General features: G+C 58.7%; 22 protein-coding genes and 1 riboswitch. Of the genes, 12 read left to right on the forward strand and 10 right to left on the reverse strand.

The genetic code is table 11. From position 1 onward, the window contains the following. The first annotated feature begins 1 nt into the window (after position 1). Positions 2 to 217, forward strand: a complete 216-nt coding sequence (locus ACR0LL_RS20205) for a hypothetical protein (protein ID WP_209599428.1) — start codon at positions 2 to 4, stop codon at positions 215 to 217. Positions 218 to 233: 16 nt separating this feature from the next. Here the strand turns inward: ACR0LL_RS20205 and ACR0LL_RS20210 are convergent, their stop codons facing one another. From ACR0LL_RS20210 to ACR0LL_RS20235, 6 genes are all read right to left on the reverse strand, one after another. Further along, the gene (locus tag ACR0LL_RS20210) at positions 234 to 884 is read right to left on the reverse strand and encodes an energy-coupling factor ABC transporter ATP-binding protein (RefSeq protein WP_480484875.1); all 651 of its coding nucleotides are present in this window, start codon (positions 882 to 884) and stop codon (positions 234 to 236) included. After that, the gene (gene cbiQ / locus ACR0LL_RS20215; RefSeq protein ID WP_480589023.1) at positions 881 to 1,660 is read right to left on the reverse strand and encodes a cobalt ECF transporter T component CbiQ; all 780 of its coding nucleotides are present in this window, start codon (positions 1,658 to 1,660) and stop codon (positions 881 to 883) included. The genes ACR0LL_RS20210 and cbiQ overlap by 4 nt, the downstream gene beginning before the upstream one ends. Beyond that, positions 1,660 to 2,223, reverse strand: a complete 564-nt coding sequence (locus ACR0LL_RS20220; protein WP_480589025.1) for a cobalt ABC transporter permease — start codon at positions 2,221 to 2,223, stop codon at positions 1,660 to 1,662. The genes cbiQ and ACR0LL_RS20220 overlap by 1 nt, the downstream gene beginning before the upstream one ends. Continuing rightward, positions 2,220 to 2,831, reverse strand: a complete 612-nt coding sequence (cbiM, locus tag ACR0LL_RS20225; protein ID WP_267367867.1) for a cobalt transporter CbiM — start codon at positions 2,829 to 2,831, stop codon at positions 2,220 to 2,222. The genes ACR0LL_RS20220 and cbiM overlap by 4 nt, the downstream gene beginning before the upstream one ends. Positions 2,832 to 2,837: 6 nt before the next feature. Continuing rightward, complete coding sequence (locus ACR0LL_RS20230; RefSeq protein ID WP_480589027.1) at positions 2,838 to 3,623, reverse strand: DUF4198 domain-containing protein; 786 nt, start codon at positions 3,621 to 3,623, stop codon at positions 2,838 to 2,840. 132 nt (positions 3,624 to 3,755) lie between these two features. Next, positions 3,756 to 3,954, reverse strand: a riboswitch (cobalamin riboswitch). Between the two features lie 121 nt (positions 3,955 to 4,075). Continuing rightward, positions 4,076 to 5,281 (reverse strand): ROK family transcriptional regulator, encoded by a 1,206-nt coding sequence (locus ACR0LL_RS20235; protein WP_480589055.1) that lies wholly within the window; start codon positions 5,279 to 5,281, stop codon positions 4,076 to 4,078. Positions 5,282 to 5,503: 222 nt separating this feature from the next. On the opposite strand from ACR0LL_RS20235, the gene ACR0LL_RS20240 reads away from it, so the two are divergent. The 4 genes from ACR0LL_RS20240 (at position 5,504) to ACR0LL_RS20255 (ending at position 9,064) form a co-directional block, all read left to right on the forward strand. Continuing rightward, a complete protein-coding gene (locus ACR0LL_RS20240; RefSeq protein ID WP_480589057.1) occupies positions 5,504 to 6,475 on the forward strand; it encodes a substrate-binding domain-containing protein in 972 nt (323 codons plus the stop codon). Positions 6,476 to 6,582: 107 nt separating this feature from the next. Beyond that, positions 6,583 to 7,656, forward strand: a complete 1,074-nt coding sequence (locus tag ACR0LL_RS20245) for an ABC transporter permease (protein WP_480589029.1) — start codon at positions 6,583 to 6,585, stop codon at positions 7,654 to 7,656. Further along, the gene (locus ACR0LL_RS20250) at positions 7,656 to 8,432 is read left to right on the forward strand and encodes an ATP-binding cassette domain-containing protein (RefSeq protein WP_480589031.1); all 777 of its coding nucleotides are present in this window, start codon (positions 7,656 to 7,658) and stop codon (positions 8,430 to 8,432) included. Before ACR0LL_RS20245 ends, ACR0LL_RS20250 begins: the two co-directional genes overlap by 1 nt. Then, positions 8,429 to 9,064 (forward strand): nucleoside/nucleotide kinase family protein, encoded by a 636-nt coding sequence (locus tag ACR0LL_RS20255; RefSeq protein ID WP_480589033.1) that lies wholly within the window; start codon positions 8,429 to 8,431, stop codon positions 9,062 to 9,064. Before ACR0LL_RS20250 ends, ACR0LL_RS20255 begins: the two co-directional genes overlap by 4 nt. A gap of 40 nt (positions 9,065 to 9,104) precedes the next feature. Here ACR0LL_RS20255 and ACR0LL_RS20260 read toward each other — a convergent pair whose 3' ends face one another. Together ACR0LL_RS20260 and ACR0LL_RS20265 are read right to left on the reverse strand one after the other, a co-directional pair. Then, entirely contained in the window at positions 9,105 to 9,815 is a 711-nt protein-coding gene (locus ACR0LL_RS20260) for an aspartate/glutamate racemase family protein (protein ID WP_480589035.1), read from the reverse strand. Continuing rightward, complete coding sequence (locus ACR0LL_RS20265) at positions 9,812 to 10,516, reverse strand: GntR family transcriptional regulator (RefSeq protein ID WP_480589037.1); 705 nt, start codon at positions 10,514 to 10,516, stop codon at positions 9,812 to 9,814. Before ACR0LL_RS20265 ends, ACR0LL_RS20260 begins: the two co-directional genes overlap by 4 nt. A 111-nt stretch (positions 10,517 to 10,627) precedes the next feature. Between ACR0LL_RS20265 and ACR0LL_RS20270 the strand changes: the two genes are divergently transcribed. Further along, the gene (locus ACR0LL_RS20270; RefSeq protein WP_480589039.1) at positions 10,628 to 12,322 is read left to right on the forward strand and encodes a thiamine pyrophosphate-binding protein; all 1,695 of its coding nucleotides are present in this window, start codon (positions 10,628 to 10,630) and stop codon (positions 12,320 to 12,322) included. Here the strand turns inward: ACR0LL_RS20270 and ACR0LL_RS20275 are convergent. After that, positions 12,283 to 13,203 carry a LysR family transcriptional regulator gene (locus tag ACR0LL_RS20275; RefSeq protein ID WP_480589041.1) on the reverse strand — a complete coding sequence of 307 codons (921 nt, stop codon included), beginning with the start codon at positions 13,201 to 13,203 and terminating at the stop codon, positions 12,283 to 12,285. The genes ACR0LL_RS20270 and ACR0LL_RS20275 overlap by 40 nt on opposite strands. A 97-nt stretch (positions 13,204 to 13,300) precedes the next feature. Between ACR0LL_RS20275 and ACR0LL_RS20280 the strand changes: the two genes are divergently transcribed. The 6 genes from ACR0LL_RS20280 (at position 13,301) to ACR0LL_RS20305 (ending at position 19,575) form a co-directional block, all read left to right on the forward strand. After that, a complete protein-coding gene (locus ACR0LL_RS20280) occupies positions 13,301 to 14,434 on the forward strand; it encodes an enolase C-terminal domain-like protein (protein ID WP_480589043.1) in 1,134 nt (377 codons plus the stop codon). Continuing rightward, complete coding sequence (locus ACR0LL_RS20285; RefSeq protein WP_480589045.1) at positions 14,431 to 15,681, forward strand: NAD(P)/FAD-dependent oxidoreductase; 1,251 nt, start codon at positions 14,431 to 14,433, stop codon at positions 15,679 to 15,681. Before ACR0LL_RS20280 ends, ACR0LL_RS20285 begins: the two co-directional genes overlap by 4 nt. Before the next feature lie 54 nt (positions 15,682 to 15,735). After that, the gene (locus ACR0LL_RS20290) at positions 15,736 to 16,713 is read left to right on the forward strand and encodes a TRAP transporter substrate-binding protein (protein ID WP_480589047.1); all 978 of its coding nucleotides are present in this window, start codon (positions 15,736 to 15,738) and stop codon (positions 16,711 to 16,713) included. Positions 16,714 to 16,783: 70 nt separating this feature from the next. Next, positions 16,784 to 17,317: a TRAP transporter small permease gene (locus ACR0LL_RS20295; protein WP_480589049.1), complete on the forward strand. Its 534-nt coding sequence runs from the start codon at positions 16,784 to 16,786 to the stop codon at positions 17,315 to 17,317. 4 nt (positions 17,318 to 17,321) lie between these two features. Beyond that, on the forward strand, positions 17,322 to 18,635 hold the full coding sequence (locus ACR0LL_RS20300; RefSeq protein WP_480560740.1) for a TRAP transporter large permease: 1,314 nt from the start codon (positions 17,322 to 17,324) through the stop codon (positions 18,633 to 18,635). A 7-nt stretch (positions 18,636 to 18,642) separates the two neighbouring features. Further along, the gene (locus tag ACR0LL_RS20305) at positions 18,643 to 19,575 is read left to right on the forward strand and encodes a hypothetical protein (RefSeq protein ID WP_480589051.1); all 933 of its coding nucleotides are present in this window, start codon (positions 18,643 to 18,645) and stop codon (positions 19,573 to 19,575) included. Positions 19,576 to 19,607: 32 nt separating this feature from the next. Here ACR0LL_RS20305 and ACR0LL_RS20310 read toward each other — a convergent pair whose 3' ends face one another. Next, complete coding sequence (locus tag ACR0LL_RS20310; RefSeq protein ID WP_480589053.1) at positions 19,608 to 19,970, reverse strand: cupin domain-containing protein; 363 nt, start codon at positions 19,968 to 19,970, stop codon at positions 19,608 to 19,610. Positions 19,971 to 20,109 lie beyond the last annotated feature (139 nt).

The following is a 20,109-nucleotide window of genomic DNA, read 5'->3' on the forward strand; positions in this document are numbered from 1 at the left end:
CATGCAAAACCCGGAACGTTTCGAAAAATTCTACTTTGCCAAAGTTGGCATGGGCGAAGCCTGCGGTTGCGCCGAGCGCATCATCGACGTTTTCGAGTTCAACCGAAAAGGTGGCGCGCAATCAAAACACCCGGTGAAACAGGACCGGCGCAGACGTCTGTCGTTTCGGGCATGGGCGGTCAGATATGGGCTTATGAGCCGAAAGCGGCACAGCTGAACCCGGATTGGTCCTGTCAGACAGCAACCAGTTTTCCGTCTCGCAAATCGAGCGCATCCGGTGCCAGTTCGGCACGGAAGGCCGGGGAATGGCTGACAAGAAGGATCGCTTGCGGCAATTCCCGGAGGATTTCCAGCAGCCGGGCCTCGTTCCGTGGGTCCAGCGCGTTGGTGGGTTCATCAAGCAGCAGAACCTCGGGCTCCATCGCCAGAACGGTCGCCAGCGTAACCAGCCGTTTTTCACCCCCTGACAATTTGTGGGTGATGCGGTTCTTCAGATGCATCAGGTCCAGATCACTCAATACGTTTTCAACGATGGCAAGCGCTTCGTCGCGCGTTCTGCCCAGGTTGAGCGGGCCAAAGGCGATATCCTCGGCGACGGTCGGGCAGAACAACTGATCATCCGCATCCTGAAACACAAGCCCCACCCGGCGGCGTACGTCGTGAAAATCGGCCTCTTGCACCCTTTGCTGACCAAAGATCGTGACCGTGCCGGACCGTGGGCGCTGCAAGCCAAGCGTGATGCGCAGCAAGGTCGATTTTCCCGCCCCGTTCGGACCCGTCAGCGACAGGCGTTGACCGGCGGACAGGCTGAGGCTGGCACCGTCCAGAACGGGTGGCTGACCAGGGTAGGCAAAGCAGATATCTTCAAGCGCAATCAGTGTCATGCCAAATCCAGTATGATCAGACCCGCGCAAAGGGCACCAAGACCTGCGGCAAAAACGATGTCCCTTCGGGTCAGGGCAAAGTCCTGAAGCAGCAGCATACGGCCTGAAAACCCCCGGCATTTCATCGCATCAAGTATGCGTTCGGATCTTTCGATCGCGCGCACCAGCATCATGCCCACGAGATAGCCAAAACTACGATAGGTGTGCCAGTTTGTTGCCGGGCGAAAACCGCGTACCTTCATGGCCGCGCGCAGGCGCAGGTATTCTTCCCGCAGAACCTCGATATAGCGGATGGTGAACATCAGAAGGTGAACCAGCTTTTCGGGGCAGCGCAGGCGGTGCAGGGCGTGGCCAAGCGTGACCGGCTCCATCGTGCCGACCAGCACCATAAGGGACAGGATGACCGCGTTGGCCGTCAGAGCAATCTCGACCGCTTTCCAGAAACCCTGCCAGCTTGCGGGAAACCCCCAGAGCGTGAACATCGGGTCGCCGGGCATGGAGAATGGCAACAGCACCAGCATGAAAAGGATGAACCCATCCATCATGGCCATGCGTTTCAACGTTTTCCGCCAGGGCAGACGCGAGGCGGCAAGAAGCGAAAGGGACACCGCCAAAGCCGCGCACAGCGCCGTCAGCGAGGACACCGCCACAGTCACCACCGCGAAGACAACCGTCATCACGATCCGCATCCTTGGATCAAGCGGGTTGATCGCGCCGCGCCGCTGCGCGCCCGCTTTGATCAGCGTGTTTTCCTGTTGCCCCAGAACGTGAGCCATCAGGCCGCCAGCTTGCGGCGTGCCGCAAAATAAAAGCCCAAACCGAACAGACCGACGATATATCCGATCCCACCCAGAACAGTTTGCAGGTCATTTTGTTCGCGGTAAGCCGCTATTTCCCGACGCAGCGGGCGCAGCTCATCCCGCACGGCCCTGGCAATGACCTGTTGTTGTTCATCGCTGAGCACCGCCGCTGTCTGGGCAGGTGCGTTTGTCGGCGCGGTGTCGGGTTCCGCTTCAACGCCCATGATCCGGGCGACATCCGCAGCGGGCATGGTAACCTCGGCCACATGCCCGGCACCAAGGTTTGCAAAGAAAGTATGGGCCACCGGCGCGTTTGGCGTGTAGATAAAGAACCCGTCTGCATCTGTTACGATACGGCCCAGCTCGGATCCATCCGGGCCGTTGACGATGACCTCGGCCCCGCTTGCCATGTCGCCGTTGGAAAAGCCGATTTCGCCTTCGATGGCGTCACCGGATTCAAACACTCCGGCTATGACCTTATGCGCCAAGGCAGGTACGGGTGCGCAGCACAGCGCCAGAATGATCGCCAGGTACCTCACGCGGCCGCTCCTTTGACAAACAGCTCGGGCTTGACCTTGCGCGCCAGCAAAACCGCGAACCCGGTCAGGATCGCCTCGATCGCCATGACAGGAATATGTGCAAAGAAAACAAGCTTGGCCGCTGGCAGGAATGCATCCCCGGACAGGGCCAGTGAAAACGCAACCATGCCGGTTGTAGCGGCGATGGCAAAGGCACCACCGACCCCGCCCCATATCGCACCATGCAGAGGTGAGCCATGGGCGATCAGGCGGCCAAAGATCAGTCCGGCCAAAACCGCGGGCAACGCGATGTTCAGGGTGTTTATCCCCAATACCGTCAACCCGCCAAAGCCAAAGAAGACGGCCTGCAGCAAAAGCCCGACGAACAGGGCCGGGAATGCGGCCCAGCCCAACAAAAGCCCGGCCATTCCGTTGAGGATCAGATGCACTGACGAAGGGCCAATCGGCACATGGATCAGCGATGCCACGAAAAAGCTGGCAGACAGCACCCCCGCAGTGGGGATGCGATCAAGATCCAGCGACCTGAGGCCCATGGCAATCCCACCCGCAGCAGCGACGGCTCCGCCGATCACGACAGGGTTGGACAAGGCTCCGTCAACGATGTGCATCTACGGTTACTCCAAATCCCAGGCGCGGATCCAGATGACCGCGTCCTGGCTGAGTTCTTTGCCGTTGTGTTTGGTCACGGGACCGGCGCCGAGCGCCGCAAATCCCCAATATCCGGCTTTTGGAACGCCAAACGTGAAATACCCGTTATCATCCGAAGTTGCGACCAATGCACCACCCGGCATCGGCGAGACCGACGGGGCCGAGGCGGCCGCGCTTTCCATGTCCGGTTCTGCGGCCATGTACTCGATCTCGATCTCGGCACCCGCAACCGGTTGGCCTTCGGCCATAACCCGACCTGTAAACGTCGAACCCGCGATGATGTTGGTTGGTTTGTTGAGCGGGATGATCTCAACCGGCAGGCCCACCGGGTTCATCCAGTCGGTCGGCAGTTCATTGCGGTTCAGGAATGCCTTGGCGATCTGCTGGATATAGATATCCTCAGATCCCTCATAATAGGGCTGGGGAACTGTCACCAGCACATAGTCGCCCGACCGTTTGACGGGAACATAACCTTTGAATGCCGCGCCTTCGTTTTCGCCACCGGTGAAACGTACGGGTTCCAGGGTATCCAGCAGATCGGTTTTCTGACCGTTGTGGATCACGTAGAATTCCTGCGGCTTGTCCAGATCCATGACATGCCCGTTCGAGAACGGATGCCAAAAGATCAGCTTGACCGGAACATTCCCCGGTGCGTCGATCATGGTGTCAGCGGTGTATTCCAGCAGGAAATGCGCATTTGCCATCGCTGGAAGCGCTATCGCCACAGCGGCTGCGGAAAGCAGCTTGGTCATCAATAGTCGTCCTTGTCCCATCGCACCAACCCCGGTACGAGATGCGTTTTGACTGCGGGGATGTCCAAGCTAAGCTGCTTTTTCAAGCATCCTGCTCCGACGCACATCCCGTCGCCGATTAGGAGTGCCCTTGTCAAAGGCACATGTCCGGCAGGTATCCTGACTTGCGGGTCAAAGCGTTGGGCTGGCCTTCCCGGATTAACACCAGTGGCACTTCAGCCCTGCTCGCCGCTTACAGTTGCGGGTGCAGTTGCGGAATTGGGCCAAAGCCCGCACCGCATTCCCTATTGATTCCAGAGCACGCCCCGGAACCGGACATGCCGAGCGGCTTGCCAGACTTCTTCGGCATCCGTCAACGATCAATTGCGCTGGCTGTCAAAAAGTTTAGCGGGCAATGCCCTATTTCCGGCGGATCCGCTTTGGATAACGGTCAGGGTTTTTCGGGAATGAACCTACCCTTCGAGCAGGTATCTTTCCGACAATGGCAAACTGGCCGCGCCCAATGAGCGGGCATCCGGGCCTGCCGTCCCCACCTGCACCAAGGGCCGTTCAAGCCCGGTCAGGTTCATGTCAGATAGTTTGACCTCGACCAATTCCACCAGCCGCGCCTTGATGCCTGCGGGCATCCAGCCATCAATCTTGACAGATTCGAAGTCGATCAGGCTGCAAGACGAGACGATGGCATGTGCGATCCCGTGCGCCGCCTGTTTCAACCAGTTCTCAAGGTGGGTTTCCGGTATGTCCCAATGCTGTGTCGTTTCCCAGATTGAGCCGGCTGTTTCGGCATTCCCACCAACTGCGCGCCCCAGCACATAAAGACTGGCGACATCTATCAATGGTTTCACTCCGCCTGCGTCGTCCGGCACAGGCAATGGACCAAGCGCACCGGCATTTCCCCGCCCTGAAAAGATGGAGCCGTTCAGAACCACCCCGCCTCCGATGAAGAAGCCCACATAAAAATACAGGAAATCTCGTGGGCCTTCCGCAGGGCCAAACACCAGCTCGGCACCGCAGGCGGCCGTTGCGTCGTTTTGCAGGAATACCGGCAAGTCATAGCTTGCGGCCAGCGCGCCTTTCAGGTCCGCGTCACGCCACGGATCCATTTTCTCCTGCGGAACCTGCAATGTCTGCGCCCAGTCCCAAAGGTAGAACGGCATCGCAATCCCAAGACCCGCGATCCGGCTGCGCGCCTCGGGCGACAGTGACGCCATCACTTTGTCGAGGCTTTCCTTGGAAAAGCTCAATGTCGCCTCGGGCGTCGGAAAATCGTAGGTCCGCCGCTCACGGTGCCTGACATTGCCAAGAAAATCCGTCAGCACCAATTCGGTACTGCGCCGCCCGACTTTGAGCCCAAAGAAATAAGCGCCATCCGGGTTCAGGCACATGGGAACCGAGGGCTGCCCGACTTTTCCCCGGATCGGTTCGCCCCGCAGAAGCAGCCCATCGGTTTCCAACTGGCGCATGATGACCGAGACCGTCTGCGCCGACAGCCCGGTCATCCGCGCGATTTCAGATTTTGCGAGGGCCTGATGGCGCCGGACCAGTGACAGGACAAGCCGTTCATTTCGGGCCCGCATTCCACTTTGGTTGGTGCCGCGCATATCTGGCTCGCGTACGCCAGTGGTATTGTCCAAAGAGTTCATTGCAGACACGGCCATCCCCTTCATGACGACAATGTTGAAACCCTTCCTTTCTGTCAATAATAAATAAGAGTGATTTATTTATTGACTCGAAATTCGAATCTTGTGATGGTTTTCACGTTCGATCGGGCCGGTTTTCGCCCGGTCAAACGTATGCCCTGACGGGCATTGGGAAAACTGGGAGGACTACCGATGAAACTTGCGAAACTTGCAGGCGCCACGGCGCTGGCGGTTTCGGCCATGGCAAGCAGTGCAATGGCCGAAGGTGAAACCGTTTGCCTGATCACCAAGACGGATACCAACCCTTTCTTTGTTAAAATGAGAGAGGGTGCGACCGCTAAAGCCGAAGAGCTTGGCATGACGCTGAAGGCCTTTGCCGGCAAAGTCGACGGCGACCACGAAACTCAGGTTCAGGCCATCGAAACCTGCATTCTGGATGGCGCAAAGGGTATCCTGCTGACCGCGTCGGATACGTCGTCCATCGTTCCGGCGGTGCAGCAGGCCCGCGATGCCGGGCTGCTGGTGATTGCGCTGGACACCCCGCTTGAGCCTATCGACTCGGCCGACGCGACCTTTGCCACGGACAACTTCCTTGCGGGGCTTCTGATCGGACAATGGGCAAAGGCCACGTTGGGTGATGCGGCGAATGACGCCAAAATCGCCACGTTGGACCTTGCGGTCAGCCAGCCCACTGTGGATGTGCTTCGCAATCAGGGGTTCTTGCAGGGGTTCGGTGTTGATCTGGCCGATCCGAACGTGATCGGCGATGAAGACGATCCGCGTCTTGTTGGCAGCGATGTCACCGCTGGCAACGAAGAAGGCGGCCGCCGCGCGATGGAGAACCTGCTGGCCAAAGATCCGATGATCAATGTGGTGCATACCATCAACGAACCGGCGGCAGCGGGCGCTTACGAGGCGCTCAAGGCTATCGGACGCGAAAATGACGTGTTGATCGTTTCCGTCGATGGCGGCTGCCCCGGCGTGCAGAACGTGGCGGACGGGGTCATCGGCGCAACATCCCAGCAATACCCGCTGCTGATGGCATCGCTGGGCGTTGAGGCTGTCAAGAAATGGGCTGACGAAGGGACGAAACCCGAGAACACACCCGGTAAGGACTTTTTTGACACTGGCGTGGCGCTTGTGACGGATAAGGCCGCCGACGGCGTCGAGTCCATCTCGGTTCAGGAAGGCATGGACCTCTGCTGGGGTTAAGCTGAACGTGTGGAAGGCCGCTACGCGGCCTTCCACTTGTCAAAACCACCCACACGCCTGAAACCTTGCTAAAGTCGTCATAAACCTGACGCTTTGGGGGAAGTTCCATGTCCGATTCTTCACGACAAGCCGACGATTTCGAAACCGCCGCAAAGGGCAGCCCAGAGCAAGTTGCCGAATTTGACGATCACCAACGCGGATTTGTCGGAACGGTTCAGCATTTTCTGCATGTGAACCCGTCGCTGGTCCCGCTGATTGTCCTTGTCGCTGCCATCGTCATCTTTGGTGTCTTGCTGGGCTCCAAGTTCTTTTCGCCCTTTGCGCTGACATTGATCCTGCAACAGGTTCAGATCGTCGGGATCGTGGCGGCGGCCCAAAGCCTTGTGATCCTGACCGCAGGCATCGACCTGAGTGTTGGGGCCATCATGGTGATGTCGTCGGTTGTGATGGGACAATTCACTTTCCGCTATGGAATGCCGCCGTCGGTTGCGATTGTGTGCGGCCTTGCCGTTGGCTCGGCAATCGGAGCCTTGAACGGGTTTCTGGTCAGTCGCATCAAGCTGCCGCCTTTCATCGTCACCCTTGGCATGTGGCAGATCGTTCTTGCGGCCAATTTCCTTTATTCACAAAACGAAACGATCCGGTCGCAGGAGATCGAGGAACACGCCGCCATCCTGCAACTGTTTGGTGCCAAGTTTACCGTGGGCGGGGCGGTGTTTACCGTCGGCGTGGTCTTCATGCTGGCGCTGATCCTCGTCCTTGCATACGCGTTGCGGCACACGGCCTGGGGCAGGCATGTCTATGCGGTCGGGGATGACCCCGAAGCGGCAGAACTGTCTGGTGTCAACGTGCACCGCACGCTGATATCCGTGTACATGCTGTCCGGGCTGATCTGCGCCTTTGCGGGCTGGGCCCTGATTGGCCGGATCGGGTCGGTTTCGCCAACCTCGGGCCAGCTGGCCAATATCGAAAGCATCACGGCGGTCGTGATCGGAGGGATATCGCTGTTTGGCGGTCGCGGGTCTATTCTGGGGTCCCTGTTCGGTGCCCTGATCGTGGGCGTCTTTACGCTTGGGCTTCGGTTGCTGGGCGCGGATGCACAATGGACGTTCCTGCTGATCGGCATCCTTATCATCGCAGCGGTCGCGGTCGACCAGTGGATCAGAAAGGTAGCAGCCTGATGGAACCCATTCTCAAAGGACGGAACCTTGTGAAACGCTATGGCAAGGTGACTGCGCTGGATCACTGCGATTTTGACCTGATGCCGGGTGAGATTCTGGCAGTGATCGGCGACAATGGCGCGGGTAAGTCGACTCTGATCAAGGCAGTGTCCGGCGCAGTGACGCCAGACGAAGGCGATGTTTGGCTGCAAGGTCAAAAGGTGAATTTCCATTCCCCGATCGACGCGCGTGAAGCCGGTATTGAAACCGTCTACCAGACGCTTGCCATGTCCCCTGCCCTGTCGATTGCGGACAATATGTTCATGGGGCGGGAAATTCGGCGAAAGGGGCCATTGGGATCATGGCTTCGAATGCTAGACCGTCCGGCAATGGAAAAGTTCGCCCGCGAAAAGCTGAGCGAATTGGGTCTGATGACCATCCAGAATATCAATCAGGCCGTCGAAACCCTGTCGGGTGGACAGCGCCAGGGCGTTGCCGTGGCACGCGCGGCGGCATTCGGATCCAAGGTCATCATTCTGGACGAACCGACAGCAGCATTGGGCGTAAAGGAAAGCCGCAGAGTCCTTGAACTGATCCAGGATGTGAAATCACGCGGCATTCCGATCATCCTGATCAGCCACAACATGCCTCATGTTTTCGAAGTCGCAGACCGGATTCACGTGCACAGGCTGGGAAAACGCCTGTGTGTGATTGACCCCAAGGACTATTCGATGTCCGACGCCGTAGCATTCATGACCGGGGCCAAGGACGCACCGCCCGAGGATCAGGCTGCATGACCGGTGGCGGCACCGCCCCTGACGTTCTGGCCGACAGCATCGTCGACGCCGTTGAGGCGCTGCCGCCGGCCCGACACCGGCAACTTGTCGCGATTGCCGGCCCGCCCGGATCCGGGAAAAGCACCGTTGCCAGCCTTGCCACAGCCAAGCTGAACCGGCGCGGCGTGTCAGCAGGGCTTGTGCCAATGGACGGTTTTCACTTTGACAACGCGATCCTGAAAGAACGTGGGCTTTTCCCGCGCAAGGGCGCGCCGGAAACCTTCGATCTTGCCGGGTTTCGTGCCTTGCTTGTGCGTTTGCGCACCGAAGATGAAGTTGCAATTCCGGGCTTCGACCGAAAGCTTGATCTGGCAATCGCTGCCCGATCAATGATCTCGCCTGATCAGCGGGTCGTTCTGGTTGAAGGCAATTACCTTTTGCTGGATGAACCGGGCTGGTCGGGCCTTCACGCCCTATGGGCGCTCAAGGTGTTTCTGGGCGTCGATCTTGCAACACTGGAAACCCGGCTCACCGACCGTTGGGTTGGGTTTGGGCTGGACAAACAGGCCGCAAGAGAGCGGGCGCTTTCAAACGACATTCCGAATGCCGAGCGGGTGATCCGGAACTCGGCACAAGGTGACCTGAACCTGTGACATCTTAGGGCGGGTCAGTCAGAGCGCCCGTGTCACCTGTCTAGTAGGTGGGCGGCACAAGACCGGCCTGAAACCATGTCACGAAAGATACGATAGAAAACACGGGCAGCCCTGTGGCGCGCTGAATATCGGGCGCGTAGGGACACATATTCGTGCATTCCAGCACGATCGCGCCAAGATCGGGGTGTTCCGATGTCAGGGCCATTGCGGCTTCGACATTGTCTTTGCGGGCCAATTCCACATCAAGGCCAAGCTCATTTCCAAGGATCGCGCGGGTGAACTCCGCCCCGCCTTCGGTTGTGCCGATAGGCGTGTCCAATGGAACATTGGCAGCCAGCAAATGGTCTTGGGTCAGAGTGGAGGCTGATATGGTCAGAACCCCGGCGCGTTTTCCCGCCGGCAGGATGCGGTTGACCATTTCAACCTGCATCAGGGACGATGTGGCCACCGGAACAGGCACAGCCTGGGCCAATTCTTTTTGGAACAGCGACAGAAACCCGCAATTGGTGGTAATCCCGTCCACACCATCTTTGACAAGCTCCTGCGCCGCGTCGATGAACACGTCGAGCATGCCTTCGGCTTTGTGCCGGACCACCCGATCCGGCGAGGCATCGCGCACAATGCGGTAGTGAACCGCAAAGGGCCAGGTCTGCGCGTTGCCCATATCGCCGGGAATGCGGGGAAAGCGGGCATCCAGCATCAGAATGCCGACAGACGCGCCGTAGATGGATTTTCCGCCCTGCGCGATCATCCCTCAACCTCCTCGATGATACGGGTCGAAATATCGTCCGACCCTTCCATGTAGATGTTCGAAATCCCGTGACGCACGGCATCCTGCACCTGATCCATACGTTTGGAGATATGTGCAGCCAGAACCCGTGCCGCCTCATCCGCGTTCCGGTCCATCAAAGCCTGCATGACGCGTTTGTGTTCGTCCTTTGAGCGTTGCACGCGGTCCAGGCTCATGGAAATCCAACGGATATAGCGGATACGGTCGTTGATCCGCGTCAGGGTTTGCAACAGTTCCATATTCCCCGACAGCTTCGCGATACCCAAATGAAACGCCTCATCCCGGTTGACGGCTTCTTCGACAGTCAGACCGGTGATGTCGATGCCCGTTGCGTAAAGCTCGTCCCGCAACAGCTGCAGGTCTTCGTCCGATGCCTTGGCACAGGCCGCACGCGCCGCCGCTGTTTCGATGATCTGGCGCAGTTCGAATAGGTCGAACACGCTTTGCGCGTCCAGCGGGCGGCAGAAAAAGCCTTGTCCGGGGCGGAAGTCGAAAAGCCGTTCGGCAACCAGACGGTTCAACGCCTCGCGCAGCGGGGTGCGGCTGACGCCCAGATCCCTGGACAACGCCACTTCGTTCAGGCGGTCGCCGGGGCGCAGGCGAAACGAAACCGCCATCGCCTTGACCTGATCATAGATATCTTCGACGCGCGGCCCCGCCATTACCCCTGCCCTTCTTCGTTTGAATCACAGGTGCCACACACTGAGCTTGAAATCAATATACAAAACTGTATACAGTCTTGAGCACAGGTTTGACACAAGGGACTCGCAACCATGACAGGGACAAATTTTCTGACCGGAGCCGAAGCCATGGTGCGTATGCTCGAAGCGCATGGTGTGACGCATATGTTTGGCCTGTGCGGCGATACCACTTTGCCCTTTTATGATGCCCTTGCCCGGATGGATCACAGCATTCAGCACATTCTGACACGGGATGAACGGCACGCGGCCTATATGGCGGATGGCTATGCCCGCGTCACCGGCAAGCCCGGCGTGTGCGAGGGCCCGTCCGGTGGTGGTGCGACCTATATCTTGCCCGGAGTGGTCGAGGCCAACGAAAGCTCGGTTCCGATACTTGCGATCACGTCAGATGTGGCAACGACCAGCCGCGGCAAATACCCGTTGACCGAACTGGATCAGCCTGCGCTGTTCCGGCCTCTGGCCAAATGGAACACATCCCTCGACGACGCAGCGCGGCTTCCGGCCATGGTTCGGGCCGCCTTCAGGGCGATGACGACCGGCACGCCCGGTGCGACGCATCTTGCGCTGCCGTTTGACACGCAGAAGGGGCAGGTAGACGAGGCTGAAATCTGGGCGGATGACAGGCACCGCAGCTATCCCGCTGAACGGGCCGCACCTGACCCGGACGCCATCGAAGCAGCGGCTGCCATTCTTGCAGGGGCCAAATCCGCGGTTGCGGTCTGTGGTGGCGGGCCGGTTTTGTCCCAGGCGACCGATGCGCTGCGCCGGGTTGCAGGCCTGCTGGACATGCCCGTGGCCACAACCGTGTCGGGTCAGGGGTCCATTGCCGAGACCGACCCGCTTGCCCTGGGCGTTGTCGGGTCGAACGGGGGCATCCCGGCAACCCGCGCCGTCGTGGATCAGGCCGATATCGTTTTGTTCATTGGCTGCCGCGCCGGTTCGGTCACAACGGAACGGTGGAGAAGCCCCGGACGCAACACCACGATCATCCATATCGACAGCGATCCGATGGTGATCGGCGCCAATTACCAGACCGAAGTGGCTATCTGCGCCGATGCCCGTCTGGCGCTGGAGGCTTTGGTGCTGGCACTGGAAAACCGGCAGGACCTGACCAGCCAAGGCGGAGCAGCCAAAGCCCGCGCCGCTTGGGAGGCCAAGAGGACCGCGTTCGCCCCGCTGGCCGCAAGTCGCGAGACGCCGATCCGGCCCGAGGCTGTCATGGCGTCCTTGATGGACATTCTGGATGACGACGCGATTGTGGTCGCTGACCCCGGCACCCCCTGCCCCTATTTCAGCGCATATTACCGCTGGCGGAAACCGGGGCGCCAATTTATCACAAACCGGGCACATGGGGCGCTGGGGTATTCGCTGGGCGCGGCCATGGGGGCACATGTCGGGCGGCCATCGGTCAAAACCCTGTCGGTCATGGGCGATGGCTCGTTCGGGTTCACCTGCGGCGAGTTTGAAACGATGGTTCGGCACAATATGCCAATCACTTCGATCGTCTTCTCGAACTCGGTCTTCGGATGGATCAAGGCTGGTCAAAATGCGGGATTTGGTCAGCGCTATTACAATGTTGATTTCAACCGGACGGACCACGCCGCTGTTGCGGCCGCCTTTGGCGTCAAATCCTGGACCGTCAAAGACCCCGAGGATCTGCCGCGCGTGCTGAAACTGGCGATCGAGCACGACGGCCCAACACTTGTCGACATTCATTCACAGCCGCTTCACGAAGCAGCCGCGCCGGTCTCGGAATGGGTCGCGTAAGCGGCAATTGACGGGGTCAACTGGGCCTGAAATTCCTGCGCAATCGTGGACAAAGGGCGTCCCTTTGCCGTGATGATCGCAAGATCCAGCATGACTGGCGGCGCAAATGGGCGGGTCAGATACCCGCTCTCCTCGTCAAAGGTGACGGTAAAGGGGTCGATCATCGCGACCCCCATACCCTGTTTGACAAAGCTCAGAAGGTTTTCGGACAAATGGGTGTGTATCTGGGTGCGCCATGTGTGACCGGATGCCTGAAAGATGTCGCGGGTCCGGCGATGGGTCTGGTGTTCCGGTCCCATCACGATGAAGGGTTCGTTATCCAATATCTCTGGCGTCAGAACGTCGTGCTCGGCCAAGGGACTGCCCTCAGGAAAAGTCGCGAGTGTTTCAAACTGAAACTCCTGATAGTTCAGTGTGTCATGCAGAATGGGCATCTCGACAATACCGATTTCAAACAGGCCCGAGATGACCCATTCCTGAATCTTGGATGAATATTGCGATTGAAAGCTGACAGACAGGTTCGGGCGCGTTTTGGCAAACCGCGCGATCTCGCGGGGCATGAAACCAAAGGACAACAGGTGCGGCGCGGCAACCTGCAACTGTCCGGGATGTTTGTTTTGCAAATCGGTTACGGCCTGCGCCACGTGGTCCAGCCCACGCACGACCGTGTCGACCTCGCGAAATAGCATCTCGGCCTCAGGGGTTGGCAGCAATCGGCCTTTTGTCCGTTCGAACAGAGGCAGACGCGCTTCGCGTTCAAGCTGTGCCAGAAGGTTGCTGATGCCGGGTTGCGATATCCCAAGAACCGAGGCCGCGCCGGTCACAGTTCCGGTTTCCATTATGGCATGAAAAGCCTGAAGTTGGCGAAAGCGCAGGGACAACGATAATCACATCACTTTTTCTGATGAACTTACGAAAATATAGTATTTGAAATGATAGCTCGGTCAAGGCAGGCTTTCCCCATCGACAGGGGGCGAAATGAGCAATCTGGCACAGAAAATCATCGGTTATGACCTGTGGCATCTTGAATTGCCGGTCACAACCCGCCGGGATCACGGCATCGGGTCGGTTGAAGGCGTTTGCGAAGTCGTCATCCTGCGCCTGACATCCGAGGATGGCACCCAAGGGTATGGCGAGGCGTCGCCCTGGTCGGTATTCACCGGAACACCCGAAGCGAGTTTTGCCGCGCTGGACCGTTATCTGCGCCCTCACGTTCTTGGGGCATGCGTTGGGGATCGGGCCGCAATCATGGCACGTGCGGCTTACGCCGTGGCACATTGCACCGAAGCCAAGGCGGCGCTGGAAACCGCGCTGTTGGATTTGGCAGGCCGGATCAGCGGTGTTCCGGTCTGGTCCTTGTTGGGTGGTCGCTTCCGCGACAGCATTCCGCTGAGTTGTTCCATCGCAAACCCCGACTTTGCCCAGGACATCGAATTGTTGGCACGCCTGCGTGAGGATGGTGTTCGGATTGTCAAACTCAAGACCGGGTTCAAGGATCACGCCTTCGACATCATGCGGCTGGAGTACCTTGCCCAGAACTACCCGGAGCTCTCGGTCCGCGTGGACTATAATCAAGGGCTCAGCATTGATGATGCGCCATCGCAGGTGCGGGACGTCGCCCAGTTCAAACCGGATTTCATTGAACAACCTGTCCGCGCCCATCAGTTTGGCATGATGGCAAAGCTGCGGCAGATGACGGATGTTCCCCTTCTGGCCGACGAAAGCGTCTTTGGCCCCGAAGACATGGAGCGCGCAGCCCGCGAAGGGATCTGCGACGGGGTTTCGGTGAAGATCATGAAGTCAGGCGGCCCGACCCGCGGGCAGACGGTTGCGCGCATCGCTGCGGCCCATGGCCTGACGGCCTATGGAGGTGACATGTTCGAGGCTGGCCTGGCCCATTTGGCGGGCACGCACATGATTGCCGCAACACCGGAAATCTCTCTGGGCTGTGAGTTTTATCAGGCGTCCTATTTCCTGAAAGAGGACATTCTGGAGCAGCCATTTCAGGTCAAGGACGGTCAGGTTTGCGTGCCTCAAGGCCCCGGACTTGGCGGCAGACCCGATCTGACCAAACTGAATCATTATGCGGTTGCCAAGGCGGTGACAGAATGACGGAAAAGAGAACCATAGCCATCGTAGGGGCCGGAATTGTCGGCGTTTCGACTGCGGTTTGGCTGCAGCGGGATGGTCACAATGTGATCCTGATCGACAAGGCAGGCCCTGCCGAAGGTACCTCGCACGGGAATGGCGGGGTTTTGGCCTCGTGTTCTATCGTACCGGTAACAGTCCCCGGATTGTTGGGAAAAGCACCGAAGATGCTGCTGAGCTCCTCGCAACCGTTGTTTCTGAAATGGGGGTATTTGCCAAAGCTTCTGCCGTGGCTCTGGAAATACCTCCGCCATGCAAACGCCGCCGACGTCGAGAGGATCGCCGCAGCACTGACATCCATCGTTGGCGACAGCCTGAATGACCACAAGGCGCTGGCGGCCGGAACGGGGGCGGAAAAGTGGCTGGTTCCGTCAGATTACCTGTTTCTTTACAGGGATCGCGCGCATTTTGAGGAAGATGCCTTTGGTTGGGATATCCGGCGCAGGAACGGGTTTCAGTGGGACGAATTGGAAGGTCACGCCTTCCATGAATATGACCCGGTTTACAGTCAGGGCATCGGATTTGCCGCCCGGCTTTCGGATCATGGCCACATCACCGACCCCGGCCGGTACGTGAAAGACCTTGCCGCGCATGTTGAGGCGAACGGAGGTCGTTTCATACGCGCAAATGTCGAAGATGTGGTTCGGGAAAACGGACATGTCACCGGTGTTCGGGCCGGTGGCGAGACAATTGCGTGTGACGCAGCCGTCGTGACGGCCGGGATCTGGTCGGGCCCATTGGCAAAGCGCTTGGGAGTTTCTGTTCCTCTTGAAAGCGAACGTGGTTATCATCTTGAATTGGTAGAACCTTCCGCGATGCCGCGCAGCCCGGTTATGGTTGTCTCGGGCAAGTTCGTTGCGACACCGATGGATGGGCGCATACGCTTGGCGGGCATTGTCGAGTTCGGAGGGCTGGATGCGCCGCCCTCGCGCGCTCCGTTCGAGTTGATGCGCAAAAATGCCCGGGCGGCGTTCCCGGGCGTGACATGGAAGGAGGAAGTGGAATGGATGGGGCACAGGCCCGCCCCGGCTGACTCGATCCCGGTCATTGGCGATGTGCCCGGTATCAAAGGGGCCTACATGGGCTTTGGGCATCACCATATCGGCCTGACAGGCGGGCCAAAAACCGGGCGCCTTCTGGCGCAGATGATTGCGGGCAGAACGCCAAATGTCGACATGAGCGTCTACACGCCGTCACGATACGCAAAATAACAAACAAACCGGTGAAAAACGCCGGTGTTTCCAAATTCAACAGGGAGAAGAATGATGAAGAAACTGACGAACCTTCTGGCGGCAACTGCGCTGACTGCCACCGCTGCTGCACCCGCCATGGCCGAAAAATGGGACATGCCGATGGCCTATTCGGCGTCAAACTTCCACTCGGCCACGGGCGCGGAATTTGCCAAATGCGTCACCACCGGCACCGGCGGTGAGATTGAAATCGTCACGCACCCGTCCGGATCGCTGTTCAAGGGCGCCGACATCAAACGCGCGATCCAGACCGGACAAGCCCCGATCGGTGAGCGGCTGCTGTCCGGGCATCAGAACGAAAACGCATTGTTCGGGTTTGATTCCATCCCGTTTCTTGCAACTTCATTCGACGACAGCGCCAAGCTTTGGGAAGCGGCCAAACCTTCGATCGAACGCGTGCTGGAGGAACAAAACCTGACCCTGCTTTATGCAGTGCCGTGGCCGCCGCAGGGTCTTTATTTCAAAAACGAGGTGAACTCGGTCGCTGACATGAAAGGCATCAAGTTCCGCTCGTATAACAACGCCACTTCGCGGCTGGCCGAGTTGACCGGGATGCTGCCGGTCACCATCGAAGCGGCTGAAATCAGTCAGGCTTTTGCGACGGGGGTCGCGGATTCGATGATATCGTCGGGTTCGACCGGGTATGACCGCAAGGTTTGGGAAAGCCTGAACTATTTCTACGAAGTCGACGCCTGGCTTCCGCGCAACTATGTGATGGTCAATTCCGACGTCTGGTCTGGTGTATCCGATGCCAACAAGAACGTCATCAAGGGCTGTGCGGAACTGGCGGAATATGCCGGGAACTGGCGCGCCAAGGAATACACCGGCTTTACGTTGCAAGGCCTGCGGGATGGCGGCATGACCGTTGGCCCGGCATCGGATCAGATGGTGCAGGAGTTGAAAGAGATTGGCGTGACCATGACCAATGAATGGTTGGCGGCCGCTGGGGACGAAGGCAAGGCCATCGTCGACGCCTTCAATTCGTCGCAGTAATCCTTTCGGAACGGGCGGTGGCATACCCTGCCGCCCGTTTCACATCCAATCAGAACACAGCGGGGACGGCATGGCGGTTTTGCGAGGGCTTCGGTCCGTATTGGATTTCATTTATCTGGCGGCAGGGGTTCTGGCGGCGCTCAGCCTGATTGCCATATTGCTGCTGATCGTGGTGCAGATGCTGGCCCGCTGGACCGGCGAAGTGTTTCCCGGCGCACCGGACTATGCCGGTTATGCGATGGCTGCCGCCTCTTTTCTGGCGTTTGCCAACGCACTGAACCGGGGTAGCCACATCCGTGTATCGATCCTGCTGAACGCGGTGCCAGACGGGGTGCGGCGCATTCTTGAAGTCTGGTGCTTTGCCATTGGCACGGCTGTCATGTGGTATTTCTGTTGGTATGCCTATCGCTTTGTCTACTGGAGCTGGAAATTCAACGATGTCAGCCAGGGGCAGGATAGAACCGCCCTTTGGATCCCTCAATCCGCGATGCTGATCGGTGCCGTGATCCTTGCCATCGCCCTGACGGATCACCTGATCCATGTCCTTTTCCGCGGTGAACATCGGATCGTCCGCGATCTGGCCGATCAGAGCCACGGGGAGTAAGCGCATGGAAAATCTGTCTGTTATCATCCTCTTCCTCTTTGTGCTTTTTACCCTGTTGGGCACCGGTGTGTGGGTCGGACTGGCCCTGATGGGTGTTGCGTGGGTCGGGATGGAGCTGTTCACGACACGCCCCGTGGGCGACGTCATGATCACGACCATCTGGTCGGCATCGTCCTCGTGGACCCTGACCGCCCTGCCGATGTTCATCTGGATGGGCGAGATCCTGTACCGAACGCGATTATCCGAGGACATGTTCAAGGGGCTGTCGCCCTGGATGGCCCCCCTGCCCGGTGGTCTGGTGCATACGAATATCGTTGGATGCACTGTCTTTGCAGCTGTCTCGGGGTCGTCTGCGGCAACCCTGACGACCGTCGGAAAGATGTCGATCCCCGAGTTGCGCAAACGCAATTACCCCGAGCGGATGATCATCGGCACATTGACCGGGGCTGCGACATTGGGGCTGATGATCCCGCCCTCGCTGACCCTGATCGTGTACGGAGTGACGATCAATGAATCGATCACCAAGCTGTTCTTCGCCGGTATCCTCCCCGGCCTTGTTCTTGCGGCGATGTTCATGGGCTATGTCGCGCTGTATTCCAAGCTGGGAAAGGACTGGAACCCGAACGACGAAAGCAAGCTGAGCTTTTCCGAGAAAGTCAAAAACTCACGCTTTCTGCTGCCTGTGATCCTGCTGATCACCGTTGTCATCGGGTCGATGTATCTAGGCTATGCCACCGCGACCGAAGCCGCCGCTTTCGGCGTGATCGGGGGGCTTTTGCTGGCCGCCGGTCAGGGGTCGCTGACCTGGAAGACCTTTACCGAAAGTCTGATGGGGGCCACGCGCACCAGTGCGATGATCGCCCTGATCCTTGCGGGGGCGGCCTTTTTGTCGCTGTCGATGGGGTTTACCGGGCTACCACGCGGACTGGCCGACCTGATCGCCGGATGGGACCTGACACGGTTCGAACTGCTGATGGTCTTGCTGGTGTTCTACATCATTCTGGGATGCTTTCTGGACGGGATTTCTTCGGTCGTGCTGACCATGGCCGTGGTTGAACCGATGATCCGTGACGCCGGGATCGACCTGATCTGGTTCGGCATCTTCATCGTGGTTGTTGTCGAGATGGCGCAAATCACACCGCCGATTGGGTTCAACCTGTTCGTGATGCAGGGCATGACAAACCACGAGATGAGCTATATCGCACGTGCAGCGATCCCGATGTTCCTGATCATGGTATTGATGGTTTTCATCCTCATCTGGTTCCCGGATCTGGCGACATGGCTGCCGGAAAATCTGCGCCAAAGCCCGGGCGGGTAGAACGGCCTTGAACCCGCTTCATCTGGTGGCGCGCCATGGCCCTCATGTTCTGATCGCCGGGCTGGCGGCTGGGCTTCTGCTGCCGTCTCTGGCCGAGCCGATGCGAAACCTGCTGCCGCCTCTGGTCGTTTTGTTGCTGTTTGTTACCGTCCTCAGGATGAACCCGAAAACCATTCTCGGGTCGCTGAGTGATCTGCAGAAGGTTGCATTCACAGTCATCGGGTTTCAATTCGTGATGCCGCTGATCGTGCTGGCCATCGGGTTCGCGGGGGGATGGACTGGAACGCCTGTCCTTTTGTCCCTGCTGATCATGGCGGCGGCCCCGTCCATTTCAGGCAGTCCCAATATGTGCCTGATGATGGGCCATCCGCCTGAACACGCGATGCGGCTGATGGTTGTGGGTACGGCGCTGTTGCCGCTGACCGCATTGCCCGTATTTCTGCTCATGCCCGAACTGGGGGATATTCAATCTGTCTTGCTGGCCGGGTTGCAATTGCTGCTAACCATCGTACTTGCAACCGGGGCTGCCATCGTCACCCGGCGCACAGTTCTGCGCGCACCCTCACCCGCGATGCTGCTGAATTTGGAGGGATTGGCGACACTTACCTTGGCCGTCTTTGTCATCGGGCTGATGCCTTCGGTCAGCGCCACGGCCCTGAACAACCCAGCCATTGCAACCTTCTGGATCGCGCTCGCCTGTCTGGCCAATTTCGGGGCACAAGCCGTTGCATTTCACCTGAGCCGAAACCGGCTGCCCGCAGACAAATCGACCGCGATATCAATCATCGCGGGAAACCGGAACATCGCCATATTCTTTGTCGCCCTGCCACCCGATGTCACCGCCCCGATCATGGCCTTCATCGGCGCGTATCAGATCCCGATGTACCTGACGCCCATGATCATGCGACGCCTTTATGGCAAGAATAACCTTACCGCGTAACGGCATTTGCGCTTCTGAGCACCTTTTAGGTCTTACGTGCAATCCCGGATCACAAAGTGCTTCGTCGTTTCCTCAATGACTTCCCAATAGCCGCGAAACCCGTTCGGGATCAGAAAACTTGCCCCGTCGCGAAAATCCTGTCGGGTGCCATCTTCATGGATCAAAGCGCAATGGCCTTTGACAATATAGCAATATTCGTCCTTATCCGTGAACGCATGCCATTTTCCGGGCGTCGAGGTCCATGTGCCCGCCGACAATTTGCCGTCCGGACTGGTAAAATGCATCCCGATCCGGTGATGCGGATCGCCGTCGACAACGCGACCCGGAAGATCGGCCAGGCGCCGTTCGCTGCGTGTTGCGGGCGCACCGAAGAGATTGAGAACCTGAGGTGTCATGACATCATACCCTCCTGCTGAGCGTGTGTTTCAAAACAGCATGACCCCCCCTCTGCGCGTTGATGGCCCCTTTTGTGATGCGGGGGTCGTTGCCTTCGCTGAGGGCGATTATGGGACGGGTGGCCGGAGCGTTTTGCCG

Source organism: Ruegeria sp. AI2, assembly GCF_056541275.1.